The sequence below is a fragment of the Flavobacterium frigoris PS1 genome, from assembly GCF_000252125.1.
In the GTDB taxonomy this organism is placed as follows: Bacteria; Bacteroidota; Bacteroidia; order Flavobacteriales; family Flavobacteriaceae; genus Flavobacterium; species Flavobacterium frigoris_A.
This window is the reverse complement of the sequence record NZ_AHKF01000015.1, coordinates 172,573-191,469: the sequence shown is the minus strand read 5'-3', so window position 1 is coordinate 191,469 and position 18,897 is coordinate 172,573. Positions and strand designations below refer to the sequence as shown.

At 35.5% G+C, this 18,897-nt stretch carries 11 protein-coding genes and 1 tRNA gene; 3 read left to right on the top strand and 9 right to left on the bottom strand.

Translation table 11 applies throughout. The features are described from left to right. Window positions 1-3: 3 nt before the first annotated feature. From HJ01_RS06175 to HJ01_RS06155, 5 genes are read right to left on the bottom strand one after another with little or no spacing between them, the layout of a single operon-like run. A complete protein-coding gene (locus tag HJ01_RS06175) occupies window positions 4-549 on the bottom strand; it encodes a c-type cytochrome (RefSeq protein WP_040473734.1) in 546 nt (181 codons plus the stop codon). A gap of 7 nt (window positions 550-556) precedes the next feature. Then, the gene (locus tag HJ01_RS06170; RefSeq protein WP_007137468.1) at window positions 557-1,081 is read right to left on the bottom strand and encodes a DUF3341 domain-containing protein; all 525 of its coding nucleotides are present in this window, start codon (window positions 1,079-1,081) and stop codon (window positions 557-559) included. Continuing rightward, the gene (gene nrfD, locus HJ01_RS06165; RefSeq protein WP_007137467.1) at window positions 1,074-2,477 is read right to left on the bottom strand and encodes an NrfD/PsrC family molybdoenzyme membrane anchor subunit; all 1,404 of its coding nucleotides are present in this window, start codon (window positions 2,475-2,477) and stop codon (window positions 1,074-1,076) included. The genes HJ01_RS06170 and nrfD overlap by 8 nt, the downstream gene beginning before the upstream one ends. 26 nt (window positions 2,478-2,503) lie before the next feature. Then, on the bottom strand, window positions 2,504-5,554 hold the full coding sequence (locus HJ01_RS06160) for a TAT-variant-translocated molybdopterin oxidoreductase (RefSeq protein ID WP_007137466.1): 3,051 nt from the start codon (window positions 5,552-5,554) through the stop codon (window positions 2,504-2,506). 32 nt (window positions 5,555-5,586) lie between these two features. Beyond that, entirely contained in the window at window positions 5,587-6,909 is a 1,323-nt protein-coding gene (locus tag HJ01_RS06155) for a c-type cytochrome (RefSeq protein ID WP_040473733.1), read from the bottom strand. 217 nt (window positions 6,910-7,126) lie between these two features. Here HJ01_RS06155 and HJ01_RS06150 point away from each other — a divergent pair, with 217 nt between their 5' ends. Further along, window positions 7,127-7,516 (top strand): SPOR domain-containing protein, encoded by a 390-nt coding sequence (locus HJ01_RS06150; protein ID WP_007137464.1) that lies wholly within the window; start codon window positions 7,127-7,129, stop codon window positions 7,514-7,516. A 1,863-nt stretch (window positions 7,517-9,379) separates the two neighbouring features. Here the strand turns inward: HJ01_RS06150 and infB are convergent. From infB to rimP, 3 genes are all read right to left on the bottom strand, one after another. Then, window positions 9,380-12,280, bottom strand: a complete 2,901-nt coding sequence (gene infB / locus HJ01_RS06145; RefSeq protein WP_007137462.1) for a translation initiation factor IF-2 — start codon at window positions 12,278-12,280, stop codon at window positions 9,380-9,382. 109 nt (window positions 12,281-12,389) lie between these two features. Then, window positions 12,390-13,643, bottom strand: a complete 1,254-nt coding sequence (gene nusA / locus HJ01_RS06140; RefSeq protein WP_007137461.1) for a transcription termination factor NusA — start codon at window positions 13,641-13,643, stop codon at window positions 12,390-12,392. A 13-nt stretch (window positions 13,644-13,656) separates the two neighbouring features. After that, entirely contained in the window at window positions 13,657-14,121 is a 465-nt protein-coding gene (gene rimP, locus HJ01_RS06135) for a ribosome assembly cofactor RimP (RefSeq protein WP_040473755.1), read from the bottom strand. Between the two features lie 173 nt (window positions 14,122-14,294). On the opposite strand from rimP, the gene HJ01_RS06130 reads away from it, so the two are divergent. Then, entirely contained in the window at window positions 14,295-15,119 is an 825-nt protein-coding gene (locus HJ01_RS06130) for a universal stress protein (RefSeq protein WP_007137459.1), read from the top strand. 100 nt (window positions 15,120-15,219) lie between these two features. Here the strand turns inward: HJ01_RS06130 and HJ01_RS06125 are convergent. After that, window positions 15,220-15,290, bottom strand: a tRNA-Gln gene (locus tag HJ01_RS06125). A gap of 255 nt (window positions 15,291-15,545) precedes the next feature. Between HJ01_RS06125 and HJ01_RS06120 the strand changes: the two genes are divergently transcribed. Then, window positions 15,546-18,857, top strand: a complete 3,312-nt coding sequence (locus HJ01_RS06120) for a DUF2723 domain-containing protein (protein ID WP_007137458.1) — start codon at window positions 15,546-15,548, stop codon at window positions 18,855-18,857. The last annotated feature ends 40 nt before the right edge of the window (window positions 18,858-18,897 follow it).

Genomic DNA, 18,897 nt, shown 5'->3' with positions numbered 1-18,897 from the left:
CAATTATAATTGGCTTTTTAGTTTTAGAACATAGTCAGCAACTAACCAACGTTCATGGACACTTAATTGATTTGCATGAGAACCCATTGCATTTAAACCATAAGTTACAACGTGAAAAACACTTCCTTCAGTGATAACTCTGTCCTTATAACTCGGTACACCAAGGAACTTTTCTCTTTCGACTAATTTACCTTTACCGTCCCCAGCAGCCCCATGACAACTAATACAATAGATTTCAAAAAGCTCTTTCCCTTTGTCTGAACCTCTATCTATAGAATCTAGTGGTGACTTAAGATTTGCCTTGGCTAAATCATAGCCTTCTGGTGTATTTTCATAATCATAAGGTTCAAAACCTCTATTTATAGTTCCAGTTGCAGGAAGCTGACCTTCTTTTCCATTAGCAAAAGCACTAGACTCTGAATATGTTTCATAGCCCACTGACTCATACATGTTAGGAAAGTATTGGTAGTTCGGTGCTGAATTATTATGACAAGATGCCACCAAAATAGTGATGCCAAATAATAGTGTTATTTTATATACCCTTTTCATATCTAAATTAATGCTTTTCTATTACTTTAACTTCTACAGCTCCCGTAGTATTTAAAAAAGAAACTAATTCTTCTTCATTATTGTTAACGGACACTTCCATTAGGAAGTGATCATCTGTTGTTCTTACATCAGGATTCTCTGCTTGCTTGAATGGCCACAATTTACTTCTCATATAAAAAGTTACCACCATTAAATGAGCCGCAAAAAATACGGTCATTTCAAACATAATTGGCACAAAAGCAGGCATATTTTGAATATAACTGAAACTTGGTTTACCACCAATATCTTGTGGCCAATCCTGAATCATTATAAAATTCATCATAGCTGTTGCAACTGATATCCCTACACAACCGTATAAGAATGCACATATAGCTAATCTAGTAGGCGCAAGACCCATCGCTTTATCCAAACCGTGTACCGGGAATGGAGAAAAAACTTCCTCAATATGATGATGGGCTGCTCTGGTTTTTTTAACCGCATCCATCAATATATCATCGTCATTATAAATGGCGTAAATTACTTTATTACTCATGATGTAAATCTTTATTAGCTGCTCTTTCTCTAATATAATTATCTCCTGTTGCTTTCAAAATTGTTTTAACCTCTGCTTGTGCGATCACTGGGAAAGTTCTTGCATATAATAAAAACAAAACAAAGAAGAATCCTATTGTTCCTATGAAAATTCCAATATCAACAAATGTTGGTGAAAACATTGTCCACGAAGATGGCAAATAATCTCTGTGTAGTGAAGTAACAATAATTACAAATCTTTCAAACCACATACCGATGTTTACGACAATCGACATAATAAATGAAAACATAATACTTGTTCTTAATTTTTTAAACCACATGAACTGAGGTGAAAAAACATTACAAGTCATCATCGACCAATAAGCCCACCAGTAAGGTCCAGTAGCTCTATTTAAGAAAGCATATTGTTCATACTCTACTCCAGAATACCAAGCCATAAAAAGCTCAGTAATATAAGCAACACCAACTATAGATCCTGTAATCATGATTACAATATTCATCAATTCGATATGCTGAATAGTAATATAAGCTTCTAAGTTAGAAACTTTTCTCATTATAATAAGCAATGTGTTTACCATCGCAAATCCTGAGAAAACCGCACCTGCAACAAAGTATGGAGGAAATATGGTAGTATGCCATCCAGGTATTACCGAGGTAGCAAAGTCCATTGATACAATAGTATGTACAGAAAGTACCAGTGGAGTAGCTAATCCTGCAAGTACCAAAGATACTTCTTCAAAACGTTGCCAATCCTTTGCTCTACCGCTCCATCCAAAACTTAATATTGAGTAGACTCTTTTATTAAAAGGAGTGATTGCTCTATCTCTTAGCATCGCAAAATCAGGTAATAAACCAGTCCACCAGAAAACTAATGAAACTGACAAATAAGTAGAAATTGCAAATACATCCCATAATAAAGGTGAGTTAAAATTCACCCATAAAGATCCGAATTGATTCGGAATTGGAAGTACCCAAAATGCTAACCATGGACGACCCATGTGAATAATTGGGAACAAACCTGCTTGCACAACTGAGAAAATTGTCATTGCTTCTGCAGATCGGTTAATTGCCATTCTCCATCTCTGACGGAATAATAACAATACTGCCGAAATTAATGTTCCTGCATGACCAATACCAACCCACCAAACGAAGTTTGTGATATCCCATGCCCAACCAACTGTTTTATTTAATCCCCATGTTCCAATTCCTGTAGATACGGTGTATATGATACAACCAATTCCCCAAAGGAAAGCGGCTAATGCGATTGAAAATACAATCCACCAATGTTTGTTTGCTTTACCTTCAACAGGCGCAGCTACATCTACTGTTACGTCGTGATAAGTTTTATCACCTATAACTAAAGGTTTTCTAATGGGAGCGTCGTATATATGAGACATAATCCTTTAAATTGATTTTATATTTATTAAGTATTTCTAACTTTGACGTGATAAATCACATTTGGTTTTGTTCCGACATGCTCTAAAAGATGATACATTCTCTCATCCTCTGACAATTTAGTAACTTCAGATTCTTTATCATTTACATCTCCAAATTTCATTGCTCCGTTAGAACAAGCATTTGAACACGCTGTTTGAAATTCTCCATCAACAATAACTCTTCCTTCTCTTTTTGCATTTAAAATAGTCGCTTGTGTCATTTGAATACACATTGAACATTTTTCCATAACTCCACGAGAACGAACATTAACATCTGGATTCAATACCATACGACCTAAATCATCATTCATATGGTAATCAAATTCACTGTTTTTGTTATACAAGAACCAGTTGAAACGACGTACTTTATAAGGACAGTTATTTGCACAGTAACGAGTACCAACACATCTGTTGTATGCCATATGATTTTGACCTTGACGGCTATGAGAAGTTGCCGCAACTGGACAAACAGTTTCACATGGAGCGTGATTACAATGTTGACACATTACAGGTTGAAAAGAAACTTGAGGATTATCTCCTGCTTTTTCCATTTCATTAAATGTAGATAATGAGTCAGACAACCCAGCTATATTTTCTTTTCTTTCATTATCCCCTTCAAAGGTGTCTTCAGAAGAATAATATCTATCAATACGCAACCAGTGCATATCACGACTTCTTCTAATTTCTGATTTACCTACTACAGGAACATTGTTTTCAGCATGACAAGCAATTACACAAGCACCACAACCGGTACAAGCATTCAAATCAATAGAAAGATTAAAGTGATGTCCTGTTGAACGATCAAATGAATCCCATAAATCTACAGATGTCGCCTTCACTTCCTCATGATTCAATGACACCATTGGAACTTCATTCCAAACTTCAGCGTCTTTAGTATTGAATATCTCCAAAGTAGTTTCTTTGATAATATCCCCTCTACCCATCAATGTTTTTTGACCTTGAACACAAGCAAACTCATGTTCTCCGGCAGCCTTCTCAAATGTTACAGATTGTACATCATTGAAACCTTTATATAAAGGGTAAGCATTTAAACCTACCTGCATTTCTTCTTTCAAAGCCGCTTTACGACCGTAACCTAAAGCTAAACCAATTGTTCCTACAGCTTGACCTGGTTGAACTATGACCGGTACATTCTCCAGCTTCACACCATCAGCAGTAGTTATGTTAGCATAACTTCCATTCAAACCACCGTTAGCAACGATTTCATTAGACAATTCTAACTGTTTCGCATCAGCATTCGAAACGGTAACATAATTATCCCAAGACACTCTAGTAATAGGATCTGGAAATTCTTGTAACCAAGGGTTGTTAGCCTGTTGTCCATCTCCCATTCCTGTCTTAGTATACAATACTAATTCAAAACCAGCCGAAGCTTTTGATTTGGCTAATGCATTTGCAGCAGCAGTATAATCAGCAGAACCACCAGATAGTGATTGAGAAACACCTACATTAACACCATCATGTAATACTTTATTCCAAGAAGCACCAGAAACAAAAGCTGATGAACTTGCTTTTAAATAATCATAATAAGCACCAGACATTCCGTTCAACGACATTAAAACATCTTGAAGTTGTTTTGTGTTGAATAAAGGACGAATCGTCGGTTGAGTCAAACTATAAGTTCCTTTGGTAAGACTTAAATCCCCCCAAGATTCTAAATAATGAGGAACTGGAGCAGCAATAGTGCTAACTAAAGCCGTTTCATCCTCCTTCAAAGATAAAGAAACAGATGTTTTAACTTTCTTAAGCCCTTCTACAAATGTAGCAGAATCCGCCAAAGTGTAAACCGGATTAACACCGCTCATTATTAAAGTATGAACGCTACCTGCTTTCATATCTTTAACTAATTGTGCTACTTTTTCGTTTGAACCTTTTCTAATTTGTCTCGCACCAGAAGTAGTAAAAGATTCACTAGCTAATACTTGATTAACACCCAAAACTAATAATTGAGCATTTTTATCCTGAATACCAGAAACCAAAAGCCCCTTTGATCCAGCAGCTTTTAATTGTTGAGCAGCTTTTGTTACCTCAGATTTAAATTTAGCATCTAAATTCACAGCAACAGATGAACCTGTCACAACATTATATATTTGTACTAATGCTTGTTTTTGATTTGCAGTTGACATTGCCAAACGTTTATCAGCAGCAGCACCAGACAAAGTCATGTTCGCTTCCAATTGGATGTGACGTGACATTTTTCCGTTTTTAGGAACTCTACCTTGCGTATAGCCTGTATCGTATCCACCACCTTGCCAATCTCCAAGAAAATCAGCACCAACAGAAACTATAAGAGAAGCTTTAGCAAAATCATAGTCAACCAAAGATCTTTCACCATACACAGCTTCAAAAGCATCTAAGGCTTCAGAAGAAGATACCGCATCATAAATCACATGCTTAGCATTTGGATTTAAAGCAATAAATTCAGCAATCAACTTCTCAGTTGACGGACTCGCCAATGTATTGGTTAATAAGACTACTTGACCTCCTTCAGCTTTAGCATCCGAAAGACTTGACTTAATTTTTGCATCTACAGCAGACCATGTAGAAGTTTTACCTTCAACTTTAGGCTCTTTCAAACGCATATTATCATATAACGATAATATAGAAGCATGAATTCTAGCGTTAGCAGAAAATTTTGCACCTTCAATAGTATTGTTATCTATTTTAATAGGACGCCCTTCACGTGTTTTAACAAGAAGATTTGCAAAATCAAAACCATCAAAAACAGAAGTAGCATAATAATCCGCAACTCCAGGAATGATTTGTTCTGGCTGTAATACATAAGGTATCGACTTGTTCACAGGACCTTCGCAAGCTGCAAGCGTAGCTGCTGCCGTACTAAATCCTACGTACTTTAAAAAATCACGACGTGAAGTTGAAGATGACATTGCGTCATTATTTCCTAAGAATTCTTCAGTAGGAATTGCTTCAACAAATTCGTTATTTCTAAGCGCCTCAACAATAGAACCATTTTCAAGTTCTTCAACACTTTTCCAGTATTTTTTGTTTGATGACATTGTATATAAATATTAAAATCTTAATAATTTGATTAATAGTGGCATTTTCCGCATTCCAATCCACCCATTTGAGCAGCAGTCAACTTGTCTACACCGTATTTTTTAGAAAGCTCTTCGTGAATTTTAGTATAATATTCATTCCCTTTCATTTTAACTTCGGTCTTTCTGTGACAATTAATACACCAGCCCATTGTTAAAGGAGCAAACTGTTTCTGAATCTCATAAGTCTCTACAGGACCATGACAAGTCTGACATTCAATTCCAGCGACAGTAACGTGTTGTGAGTGATTAAAGTAAACAAAATCAGGCAAATTATGAATACGAACCCATTTGACAGGTTGTGTTTTTCCAGTATATGACTGAGTAGACTTATCCCAACCTACTGCAGTATACAACTTTTGAATTTGCTCATCATAAAACGCTTTGCTGTATTCAGGAGTAGCAGTTGACTCAGCAACTTCAGCAATATTCTTGTGACAGTTCATACAAACATTCAAAGAAGGAATTCCTGCATTTTTACTAACTCTAGCAGCAGAGTGACAATATTTACAGTTAATCTCATTATCCCCAGCATGAATTCTGTGAGAGTAATGAATCGGCTGAATTGGCTCGTAACCTTGATCTACACCAATTTGCATTAAAAAACCGTACACAAAATAAGCACCTGCCAACAATAAAAATATTGATGTTACAAGAACTAAGAATTGATTTTTAGCAAAAGCAACCCATATTGGCGTAGTAGCCGCTTTAGGCGCCACTTCTATTCCGTTTGCTTTAGCAACTTTTCTCAAAACATTATTCACCAAGAACAACATTACTACTAACATTGCTAGAACAAGCGCCAAAGCACCTAAAATAATGCTATTAGAAACACCACCACCCTCTTGCGGAGCACCAGCTACAGCACCACCAACGGCAGCAACAGGAGCTTCAGCTTTTGGCTCTGAAGTATAAGCAATAATATTGTCAATATCCCCTTCCGACAACGCAGGAAAAGCAGTCATTGGAACCTTATTATTTGCTTCATAAACCTTAACCGCGGCAGCATCCCCTGACTTTATCAAATCAGCACTATTGTGAATCCACTTATAAAGCCATGGCATATCGTGCTTTGCAGAGATACCTCTTAACATAGGTCCTGTTGCCTTGGCATCTAGCTTGTGACACGCAGCGCAATTTGAATTAAAAAGTTCTTTACCCTTTACTGGGTCACCACCTTGTGTGGCTACTGGAACTTCAGCTGCAGCTGCTGGAGCAGCAACTTGCGCAATTGAAGTTAAGGAAAAAGTCAGCATTAAAGCTAAACTGAAAAACATTTTCCTTGAGGTCGAATTATGGTTACCCACCTTTTTCATAAAGTATAATGATTATCTACTAAAAATTGGCACAGTTTTTTCTATAAACTCTTATAGTGAAACTGTTCCTTTATTTTAAACTTCGACAAAAATACGATTTATGAACTATTCACAAAACCTTAAAATAATCTTAATTTCAATTTATATTTATTCTAAATAATAATTTTGCTCTACAATCTTCCTTTAAATACTATTTTTGCCTAAAAACCATTAAGTTATGAAAATTTCACCTATACAGAAAGCCCTTTTCTACTCCTTTGCATTATGCATTATAACAATCAATACTAAAGCCCAAGATCGAAAAGTCACCGTCAATCAAGATCCAAAATTCGAACAATTGTTGAATGAAAAAAGAAAAATTAATGCCTCAATAGCTGTAAATGAGCGCTATAAAATTCAAATCTTTAGTGGAGATACTGACAAAGCAAAAAAGGCTTTGAATGACTGCAGACAAAATTTCACCGACCTTGACGGAACCATCGTTTTCAACACCCCAAACTACAAGGTTTGGATTGGAAATTTCAGAACCCGTATAGAGGCAGAGCGTAACTTGATTGAAATCAAGAAAAAATATGAAACTGCTTATATAATAAAACCACAAAAATAATTTGACAAGAATAAAACTGTTAAAAACAATAAAGATAAAAAGCCACTCCATTAATGAAGTGGCTTTCTTTATTTTATTGGGGTGCCCTCCGCAAGCTTCGGTCGGGCTATTCATTGCAAGTCCTCGCACTTCCTTAGTCAGGCTCCGGGCTTTTCATTACTATCCCTCACCCAAAAAAGGAAAAACCACACGTCTTTATAAAAATAGAACTTAATCGCTACTCCAATTAACAGATGCAGACCGATTATATATAAATAACCCCGACAAGACTTAGCAATTGCCAAAGGCACAATTCTATAAAAAAGCAACTCTAATTAAAGCCGTATTCCTGTCTTTTTTCGTTGTTTCTAATAGTTCTACTTTAGAGATACAGAACGTGAACCTACCTAGCCAAAAGTCCGCGTAGTAACCGAATTCCATGAGCGACTAGATCACTTTACTGAGCGCCATTTTCACTTCCTACTACTTCAATATATCTGCACCATAAGTTTAGTCCAACTCTCCCTGCACATAATTACTGATAGCTTTCAAATATATGATCCTATCTACCTCTGAAATTTTTAAAATCGTAATGCATTCTATAAATTCTTCTAAAAACTACGATCGAGTCAAAAGCTCCCACACTATTAAAACTACAGATCCAACTATTATGAAATATAAAAATTCGCCACGAAAAATGTGGTCCAACCAAACTAAATGAAAAAAAAACACCAAATTCAAAAATAGGATTCCCTTTGTTCCCTAAATTATATACATTTATATGACTTTTCACATCTCTCCTCTCTTCTATATAAAACTCCTCTAACTTTATGAATAATTAATCCGGAATCTTCAATTAAGCAAACGGACTTACATTTTACGAATACATAAAATTTAAAAGCATAAAACTGATCGCTACACAACAAAGAAGTTTTCTAATTTATTTAAATTATTCTTTTGCCCTCTCTGTTACAGATGGGACAATTTTGTTGTTTTTACTTAATTTTTTGTTCACATAGATTGCTAATCTGCGGTCTCGTTGCAAAGAGAAATACAATCCGTCAGTGATAGTAGTTCTTTCATTAACAGATTTTAACACATCACGACTATATTTTTTACAAACCTTACTTTCACACTCAAAATAGTATCGCTTTTATGAATACTATAAATAATGTCTCCTTCACTTTTAATTATAGTATCGATAATTTCAAGGTTTTACTTAAATACTGACCACCACCTATCACTTCCGTCAGAATCACAATGACCATCTTTTTTTGTAATTAGATTAACTCCTCTATATTTAAATCGACTATCCGCATCGCTTGGTATTTTATTACAACTAAAACACATCCATCGCTCTTTAAACTCTGTGCACTTGAATCACAATCATAAGTAGAGCAACAAGAATATAAAAAGGCGTTTAAAAACAACTAAATAGAATCCTTTTTAATGTTTTCTCTTTTAAAAAAAATATTTTGACTTCAGTATGACAAGACCAAGATGCTACTGCAGTTTTAATTAAAAAACCTTCCGCGAATCGGCCGAACTTATACTTCAATACACCCATGGAGTATCTAAAAGAAACGCTGTGAAAGACAAAAAGTCCTATAAGATTCACTAGAAAAGGTTTTGCAATCCCCGCTCGCTTAGACTAGCTTTTTAATTACTAAATCTAACACGAAAAATAAAGCTTCTGCTAACACAGGAACCTTAGCCTCGATAGAAGAGGAAATCCTTATTATTTTTTATCAAAATAATAAGGTTGAAACGAATCGCGGGAAATAGCTCCAGGAAATACTCAAAACTCTTCCAATTCAACATAGATTAAAAACAAAAAAAATCCCGACGAATCGGGATTTTTTATAATAGTATAGAAATTAAATTCTATTTCAATTTCTTTTTGATCGCAACCTCATGGTAAGCTTCAATAACATCTCTTTCTTCGATGTCATTATATCCTTTAATTTGGATACCACAATCATAACCCTTGGCTACTTCTTTCACGTCATCTTTGAAACGTTTCAGCGCTATAAGTTCACCTGCATGAACCACAACTCCGTCACGAATAACTCTTATTTTAGAGTTTCTGGCGATTTTACCGTCCATAACCATACAACCTGCGATTGATCCTACTTTAGAAATTTTGAATATCTCTCTAATTTCAGCAGTACCTAGAATCTCTTCTTTCATCTCAGGAGCTAACATTCCTTCCATTGCATCCTTCAAGTCATCGATAGCTGCATAGATAATAGAATAGTAACGGATATCAATTTCTTCTTTATCTGCTAACTGTCTTGCATTTCCTGCAGGACGTACGTTAAATCCGATAATGATTGCATCTGAAGCAGAAGCTAACATAACGTCAGTTTCAGTAATTGCTCCAACACCTTTATGTATGATATTAATTTGAATCTCTTCAGTAGATAGTTTAGAGAACGAATCAGATAATGCTTCAACAGAACCATCAACATCTCCCTTAAGGATCACGTTCAACTCTTTAAACTGACCTAATGCAATTCTACGTCCAATTTCATCTAATGTAATATGACGTTGTGTACGAACTGATTGTTCACGCATTAATTGAGAACGTTTTGATGCAATTTGTTTTGCTTCTTTTTCGTCTTCAAAAATATTGAACTTATCACCAGCTGTCGCTGCTCCATCTAAACCTAGAACAGATACTGGTGTAGAAGGTCCTGCTATCGTAACAACATTTCCTCTTTCATCATGCATCGCTTTGATCTTACCATGATGTTTTCCAGCCAACATATAGTCACCCACTTTAAGTGTACCATGTTGTACTAATATTGTAGATACGTATCCTTTCCCTTTATCTAGGAAGGCTTCAACTACAGTTCCTTGAGCCGCTTTGTTTGGATTAGCTTTCAAATCTAAAATTTCGGCTTCTAATAGTACTTTTTCTAACAATTCTTTAACTCCTGTTCCCACTTTCGCAGAGATATCATGAGATTGATATTTTCCACCCCAATCTTCAACAAGTAAATTCATACCTGCCAATTTCTCCTTGATTTTCTCAGGATTAGCATTTGGCTTATCCACTTTATTAATAGCAAATATAATTGGAACACCAGCTGCTTGAGCATGGCTAATTGCTTCTTTTGTTTGCGGCATGATATCATCATCGGCAGCAATCACAATAATGGCAATATCTGTAACTTGAGCTCCACGTGCACGCATGGCGGTAAACGCCTCGTGACCCGGTGTATCAAGGAAAGCTATTTTCTGACCATTATCCAGGGTTACTCCGTAGGCCCCAATATGCTGTGTAATTCCTCCAGACTCACCTGCGATAACATTTTCTTTACGAACATAATCTAGTAAAGATGTTTTACCGTGATCGACGTGACCCATCACAGTTACGATAGGAGCTCTAAAGACCAAGTCTTCTTCTCTATCCTCAATAACTTCAACATTATCTTCAATATCAACAGTAATGAATTCAACTTCAAAACCAAATTCATCTGCTACAATTGTCAATGTTTCTGCATCAAGACGCTGGTTCATAGTAACCATAATTCCAAGAGACATACATGTTCCAATAACCTTTGTAATTGGCACATCCATCATTATCGCAATTTCACTAACAGTAACAAATTCAGTAACCTTAATAGTTTTACTTCCTTCGTCAATCGCTCTTTGTTCATCATCAGATTTCTGACGATGCGTATCTCTTTTGTCTCTTCTGTATTTAGCCGCTTTTGATTTACCACCTTTTTTACCTTGCAGTTTCTCTAAAGTCTCACGAATTTGGTTTTTAACTTCCTCTTCCGTTGGCTCTACTTTTGCAACGATCGCTGGTCTGTTTCCTTTTACGAATCCAGGTCTAGCACTTCTATTGGCGTTATAACCACCCCCACCAACATTTGGTGTAATTTTATTAGGATTTGGTGCACCAGGAACTCCAGGAGGTCTCGGTGTACCAGGTTTTGGCGCAATTCTTTTGCGTTTATTTTTATTAGCATTACTTGCCGCACTACCAGGTGCTCCCGGTTTGTTTGGAGTAATTTTAGGCTCTTCTTTTTTCTTTTTCGGTTTGTTAAACTGAGACAAATCAATAGTCTGTCCTGTTAACTTAGTACCTGAAAGTTTTTGATATTGAGTTGTTATAGCCTCTTCAACAGGAGCTTCTCCTGTTTTGGGAGCCGCTTTAGCTTCTGGAGTTACCTCTTTGACTGCTGCAGCTACAACTTCTTTAACAACCTCAATTTTTTCTTCCTTTTTAGGGGACTTAATTCCAACAATAGGTTTTACTTCTTTTTTGTCTGAATCAACTTTATCTTGTACAGGTTCTTTAACAACCGGTTTTTCAGCTACAACTTCAGCTTTAGGAGCTTCAGTCTTAGGAGCCTCTGCTTTTTCAACAGGAGCTTTTACCGGAGCAGCGGGAGTTTTCTTAGGGCCAAGATCTATTTTACCAACCTGAACAGGTCCAGCAATAACAGCTCTTGCTTTTATAACTTCTTGTTGTTGCTTAAGGATCTCTTCATCATGCTTACGCTTGTCTTCAATTTCCTTTTCTCTCTCAACACGCAAAGCTTCTTTCTCTTTTCTCTTCTCTTCGCCTACTTCTTTCGAAGCCTCTTTTTTCCCTCTGTCACCTGCAAACTGACCGCACAAGACATTGTATACATCGTCAGAAATTTTTGTGTTTGGATTTGCTTCAATAGCAATTCCTTTATCTTTTAGATAATCCACAGCTCTTTCCAAAGAAATATTCAATTCCCTTAAAACTTTGTTTATTCTAATAATTCTCTCTTCAGACATAAAACCTTTTTATTATTACCTTTTTTGTTATTCCTCACTTTACTATTAACTCGATCTTACCGATCAAGAAAAACATAAAGTGGCATGTTTATCGTTGAAGAACCATTGACTAACTGTCAAATTCTTCTTTCAATATTCTCATTACATCTAGAATCGTTTCCTCTTCTAGGTCTGTTCTTCTTACTAAATCTTCTACATCTTGTTTCAAAATACTTTTTGCAGTATCCAATCCAATTTTTGCAAATTCTTCAATAACCCAGTCTTCGATTTCATCCGAAAACTCAGTCAACTCAACATCATCATCATCAGCAGTTGCGCCAGCAACATCACCTTCGCGAATAACGTCTAACTCATAACCAGTAAGTAATCCTGCCAATTTAATATTATGACCACCTCTACCGATCGCTTTCGAAACTTCTTCAAGTTTCAAAAACACTTCAGCTCTTTTAGTCTCTTCATTAATTTTAATAGAAGATATTTTTGCAGGGCTTAATGCTCTCGTTATATATAATTGAATGTTACTTGTGTAATTAATAACATCTATATTTTCATTTCCTAATTCACGCACAATTCCGTGAATACGAGAACCTTTCATTCCAACACAGGCTCCTACAGGATCAATTCTGTCATCATAAGAATCTACAGCAACTTTGGCTTTTTCACCTGGTATTCTGACTACATTTTTAACCAATATCAATCCGTCAAAAACCTCAGGGATTTCCTGTTCAAATAATTTTTCTAAAAACTTCTCAGAAGTTCTAGACATAATAATTTGAGGCTTATTCCCTTTTAGTTCAACGCTTTCAATGATACCACGAACGTTATCTCCTTTACGGAAGAAATCAGATGGTATTTGTTTTTCTTTTGGCAAAATGATCTCGTTTCCTTCATCATCAACTAAAATAACTACTCTAGGTCTCACATGGTGAACCTCGGCAGTATATATTTCACCTATTAAATCTTTAAATTGCTTGTAAAGATTAGTGTTGTCATGTTCGTGAATTTTAGAAATTAAATTTTGACGTAAAGCCAAAATCGCTCTTCTTCCCAAGTCAATTAACTTCACTTCTTCCGAAACATCTTCCCCAATTTCAAAGTCAGGCTCGATTTTTCTAGCTTCTGTCAACGTAATTTCTTCGTTTTCAAAATCTAGATCTTCGTCAGCAACGATTACTCTTCTTCTCCAAATTTCCATATCTCCTTTATCAGGATTTATGATAATATCGAAATTATCGTCTGAACCGTATTTTTTTTTCAATGCATTTCTAAATACATCTTCCAAAATTGCCATAAGCGTTACACGATCAATAAGTTTATCATCTTTAAACTCTGAGAATGAATCGATTAATGCTAAGTTTTCCATGCGAATTCTTTAATTAAAATGTTACTGTAACAATTGCTTCTTTTATGTCTCCATAAGGTATTTCAAGGGTCTTTTGAACCGTCTCTTTACCTTTTCCTATCTTTTTGGGCTCTCTTGCTTTCCACGACAAAATTACGAAATCATCATTAGCTTCCACTAATTCCGCCTCTATATTTTCTGTATTAGTTTTTACAATCAAGGTCCTACCTACGTTTTTCTTGTATTGTCTGATGTGCTTTAATGGAGAAGAAACCCCCGCTGAAGCCACCTCCAAAGAAAAATCCTGTTCTTCTCTGTCCAAATTATTTTCGATTTCACGACTGATATCGATACAATCTTGCAAAACCACACCATTGTCGTCATCTAAAGTTACAATAACTTTAAAAGCGTCCGTGATCGTTAGGTCAATCAAAAAAAGCGATTGCTTTTCTGAAAGCGCTTCTGTCAACAATAAATTTACTTTTTCTTTAAATGTCATATTTTTATAAAAAGAGGGGACATTTAGTCCCCTCATTACTTAGATTTTAATAAATAACGGTGCAAATATAGTGTTTTTTTTATAAATTGGATTGATAGGTTGCTGTTAAAATATTTCTTATCTTTATTGAAGCATTAAAACAAAGGTTTTTACGACAATTAAATCCTTAAATCATGAAACGAATACTAGTCCCAACCGATTTTTCAGCACATGCAGATAATGCATTAAAAATCGCTGCTCAAATAGCAAAAAAAACGAATGGAGAAATATTTTTACTCCATATGCTGGAAGTACCTAATCAAATGAACGACGCTATAACGGGATCAACAGCGATACCCGAGGTAATGTTATTTATAAAAAAAGCAAATGAAACTCTTCAAAAAACCAAAGACAAAGACTTTTTAAAAGCGATAAAGGTAACAGAATCAGTAAAATTTGAGAGCGCTTTTGAAGGAATACTGTCGTTTTGCAGAAAAAATAAAATAGATTTAATTGTGATGGGTTCCCATGGCGTTTCCGGCATAGAAGAAGTACTTATTGGCTCCAATACTGAAAAAATCGTTCGCTTATCTGACGCTCCAGTCCTAGTTATCAAAAAAAACACCACTGAATTTAAACCTGCTAATTTTGTTTTCGCTTCAGATTTTTCAAAGGAAATAAAAAAACCATTTAAAAAGATGATCAAATTCGCCTCTCTATTCAATGCAAAACTTAATTTGGTCATGATATGCACACCAAACAGCTTTAAACCTACAGCCCTTTCAGAACAAATCATAAACGACTTTATGTCTGGTTTCGACATTAAAAATTACAGCACTCATATTTATAATGATGTAAACATAGAAAAAGGAATTCGCAATTTTTCTAATTCAATTAATGCCGACCTCATTGGTTTATGCACCCACGGCAGGACGGGTTTAGCACATTTTTTCACAGGAAGCATAAGTGAAGACTTGGTAAATCATGCCATTAAACCGGTAATCACTTTTAGAATATAACTCCGCTATAGAACCAACTGAATCAAAAAAAAGCTTTCTACAAAACGTATTTATTAAAAAAAACATGAAAAAAGCCTCTCAATTACTTGAGAGGCTTTCGTTGGTCTACAAGGACTCGAACCTTGAACGACTGCACCAAAAACAGTTGTGTTACCATTACACCATAGACCAGCTTAATTGCCTTGCAGCATTATTGCTTAGCGAGTGCAAATTTATACTAAATTTTAGTTTGCGCAAACTTTTTTCACCTTTTTATTAAAAAAAAATCGAATAAATTTCGAATTACAAAAACACAATAACGAAAAATACTTAAAACCAATACGTTACCAAATTCAATTAGTTTGACAGAAAAATTGGAGAATCTCCACAACCTTAAATAAAAAAACATTTTCTTTGTAACTTAAAATTATAACTAAATTTCAATACATGAATAAGGAGACATTCAACTTCAATAAATGGAATACTATTATTGGTTGGTTAGCATTTGGAATTGCATTAATAACTTACACACTAACTGTTGAACCGACAATGAGCTTTTGGGATTGTGGGGAATATATCGCTACAGCAGCAAAGCTTCAAGTTGGCCATCCTCCAGGAGCTCCGTTGTTCCAGATGATTGGCGCTTTTTTTGCCATGTTTGCCTCAGACAATGAACATATCGCCTTGATGGTAAATATGACTTCCGTTTTCTCAAGCGCTTTTACCATTTTATTCATGTTTTGGTCCTCCTCCATGATTTTGAAAAAACTGGTTTCCAGAATTTCAGACTCAAGTACTGATGGCAATTCAACAAACCAAATTAATAAAAGCAATGCAATCGTAATTCTTGGGAGCTCTTTTGTAGGTGCTTTAGCCTATACTTACTCAGACAGTTTTTGGTTCAACGCAGTAGAAGCTGAAGTGTACGCCATGGCAACTTTACTTATATCTCTACTTTTCTGGCTAGGACTACGCTGGGAACAGGATATGGATTCCCCAAGAGGAAATAAATGGTTATTAATTATTTCGCTAGTTATTGGTTTATCATTTGGAGTTCACTTTATGGCACTATTGACAATACCCTCTATTGGGTTGCTGTACTTTTTCAAGCACTATAAAACCGTTACAATCAAAAGCTTCATCATAGCAAACGTTGTGGTTATCTCCATTTTATTGTTCATTTTTAAATTACTACTTCCTTTAACAATGGCATTCTTCGCAAAAACAGAAGTCTTCACCGTAAATGATTTAGGAATGCCTTTTGACTCAGGAACTATATTGGTCGCTATATTGCTTTGCGCATCATTTTATTTTGGCTTAAAATACACCAAAGACAAAGGTCTTGTAGTCTACAATACTCTTATATTATGTATCTTGTTCATTTTGATAGGATTTTCAACATGGACTATGTTACCTATTCGTGCGAATGCGAATGTAATAATCAACGAGAACAAACCTTCAGATGCACGTGAAGTATTAGCTTATTATAATAGGGAACAATACGGGTCAAACGCTTTGTTCTACGGAGCACAATATACAGAAACCTTTGCCGGACTGGACAAGGACAATCCTTACCTAGACAAAGCCCCTAACTACGAAAGAGACTATAAAGCAGGGAAATATGTTATTGTAAATAATTTCAAAAACGCTGAGCAAAATAGTGACGATGCACAAAAGACTATTCTACCTAGAATGTGGAGCTCTGACCATATTGAAAACTACATGAATTTCACAAATGCACCCGAATTTAGATTAAATCCTGCATATCCTTATGAAGATGATTTAGCAAAATACGGTATAGATGTCAATAAAATATCCGAAGAGGATTATAATAGAGCTATCGCACAGTTAAAGAATGAAATTCAAAAAACGGTATCCGAATTTAGACAAGCATACGCTCAAAAACAGATTGACAACGAGGGCTATGTAAAATTCCTAAAAAGTTACGGAGACTATTTAATTATAGACAAACCAACGACGGTAGACAATTTCAGCTTCATGTTTGAATACCAATTTGGCTATATGTATATAAGGTATTTAATGTGGAATTTTGTTGGACGACAAAATGACGTGCAAGGAAGATACGACAATCAAGATGGAAACTGGATTAGCGGAATAAAATTCATTGATGAATTACACGTAGGCTCACAAGATAATTTACCGTCAGATGTTCTAAACAATAAAGGCCGTAATGTTTATTACTTTTTACCATTCATACTCGGAATAATCGGTTTGCTATATCATGCTGAGAAAGATTTAAAAAGTTTTTATGTATTAGTAGTACTCTTCCTATTTACCGGATTTGCATTGAAGATTTATTTGAACGAAAGACCCTTTGAACCTAGAGAGCGCGACTATGCCTTAGTTGGCTCATTCTATGTGTTTGCGATTTGGATAGGCTTTGGAGTTTATGCACTCTATGACAGTTTACGAAAATATTTAGCACCAAGAATTGCAGGTCCCGTAATCATCTGCGCCAGTTTATTGGCTGCGCCGGTTTTAATGGCTTCACAAAACTGGGATGATCACGACCGTTCTGGAAAGTATACCGCAATTGCTATGGCAAAAGCATACTTGACTTCCTGCGACCCTAACGCCATCCTGTTCACCATAGGTGACAACGACACCTTCCCACTGTGGTATGCGCAAGAAATTGAGCAAGTGAGAACCGATGTCAAAATCGTAAACACAAGCCTTTTTATGACCGATTGGTATATTGACCAAATGAAAACCAAAACTTATGAATCGGAACCATTGCCTATTTCTTTCACACATGATCAATATGTAGGAGACAAACTGGATTATGTGGTTCATATTCCAAAAACAGAAAGCAGATGGGACATAAAAGATTTTTTAACTTTTATCAAAAACCCAAAATCTACTGTTGGCATGCAGAATGGACAAACAATACATTTTTACCCAACGAATAAAATTAGAATTCCTGTTGACAAGAACAGCATAATAAAAAACAAGGTAGTTGCTACTAAATACAATGACTCTATAGTTCCTTATATTGATATTGATATCAAAGGAAATGCATTGTATAAAAATAGACTTATGATGCTTGACATCGTAGCCAACAACAACTGGAAAAGACCTATTTACTTTAGTGGAGGAGCTTTTGACAACGAAGACTACCTTTGGATGAAAGACTACCTTCAATTAGATGGTATGGTCTACAAGTTAGTTCCACTACAAACAAAAATTCCTAAGGACGGAAGTCCATTAGACATGGGACAAATAGATACAGATAAAATGTATAGTAATATCATGAAATGGGAATGGGGAAATAGCGACAGTGATAAAATTTATCATGATCCAGAAACCAGAAGAGAAAGTATAACTTATAGAACTAATCTTGCCCGATTGATGGATAAATTAATCGAAGAAGGCAAAATAGACAAGGCAAGAAAAATTATAAACCTGGCGATGACAAAAATGCCGCTTGATAAATTTGGCTACTACTCTTTAGTTGAACCATTCGCAAAAGGGTACTATCAAATTGGCGAAAAAACCAAAGCACAGGAGCTTTTGGACAAATTAATGACCAAGTACAAAGAGAACCTTAATTATTATACAAGTTTACCGCCTTCAGACCAAAGTAGCATTGCAGTTGACATAATAACTGACATTGAGCGATACAGAAGCTTATTGCAAGTAATGAAAGAAAATGGAGACCTTACTTTTTACAACAAAAACAAAACCATTTTTAACACTTACATCAATATGTTTGAGCGTTTTGGTCGTGAAAAAGAATAGTTATTAAATAAAACTATAACTTTAAAAATGTGGCATAATC

Coding starts and splice junctions, on each gene's coding strand:
- rimP (WP_040473755.1), bottom strand. CDS start 14,121: ATGACATTTAAAGAAAAAGTAAATTTATTGTTGACAGAAGCGCTTTCA.
- nrfD (WP_007137467.1), bottom strand. CDS start 2,477: ATGTCTCATATATACGACGCTCCCATTAGAAAACCTTTAGTTATAGGT.
- nusA (WP_007137461.1), bottom strand. CDS start 13,643: ATGGAAAACTTAGCATTAATCGATTCATTCTCAGAGTTTAAAGATGAT.
- HJ01_RS06155 (WP_040473733.1), bottom strand. CDS start 6,909: ATGAAAAAGGTGGGTAACCATAATTCGACCTCAAGGAAAATGTTTTTC.
- HJ01_RS06150 (WP_007137464.1), top strand. CDS start 7,127: ATGAAAATTTCACCTATACAGAAAGCCCTTTTCTACTCCTTTGCATTA.
- HJ01_RS06175 (WP_040473734.1), bottom strand. CDS start 549: ATGAAAAGGGTATATAAAATAACACTATTATTTGGCATCACTATTTTG.
- HJ01_RS06160 (WP_007137466.1), bottom strand. CDS start 5,554: ATGTCATCAAACAAAAAATACTGGAAAAGTGTTGAAGAACTTGAAAAT.
- infB (WP_007137462.1), bottom strand. CDS start 12,280: ATGTCTGAAGAGAGAATTATTAGAATAAACAAAGTTTTAAGGGAATTG.
- HJ01_RS06130 (WP_007137459.1), top strand. CDS start 14,295: ATGAAACGAATACTAGTCCCAACCGATTTTTCAGCACATGCAGATAAT.
- HJ01_RS06120 (WP_007137458.1), top strand. CDS start 15,546: ATGAATAAGGAGACATTCAACTTCAATAAATGGAATACTATTATTGGT.
- HJ01_RS06170 (WP_007137468.1), bottom strand. CDS start 1,081: ATGAGTAATAAAGTAATTTACGCCATTTATAATGACGATGATATATTG.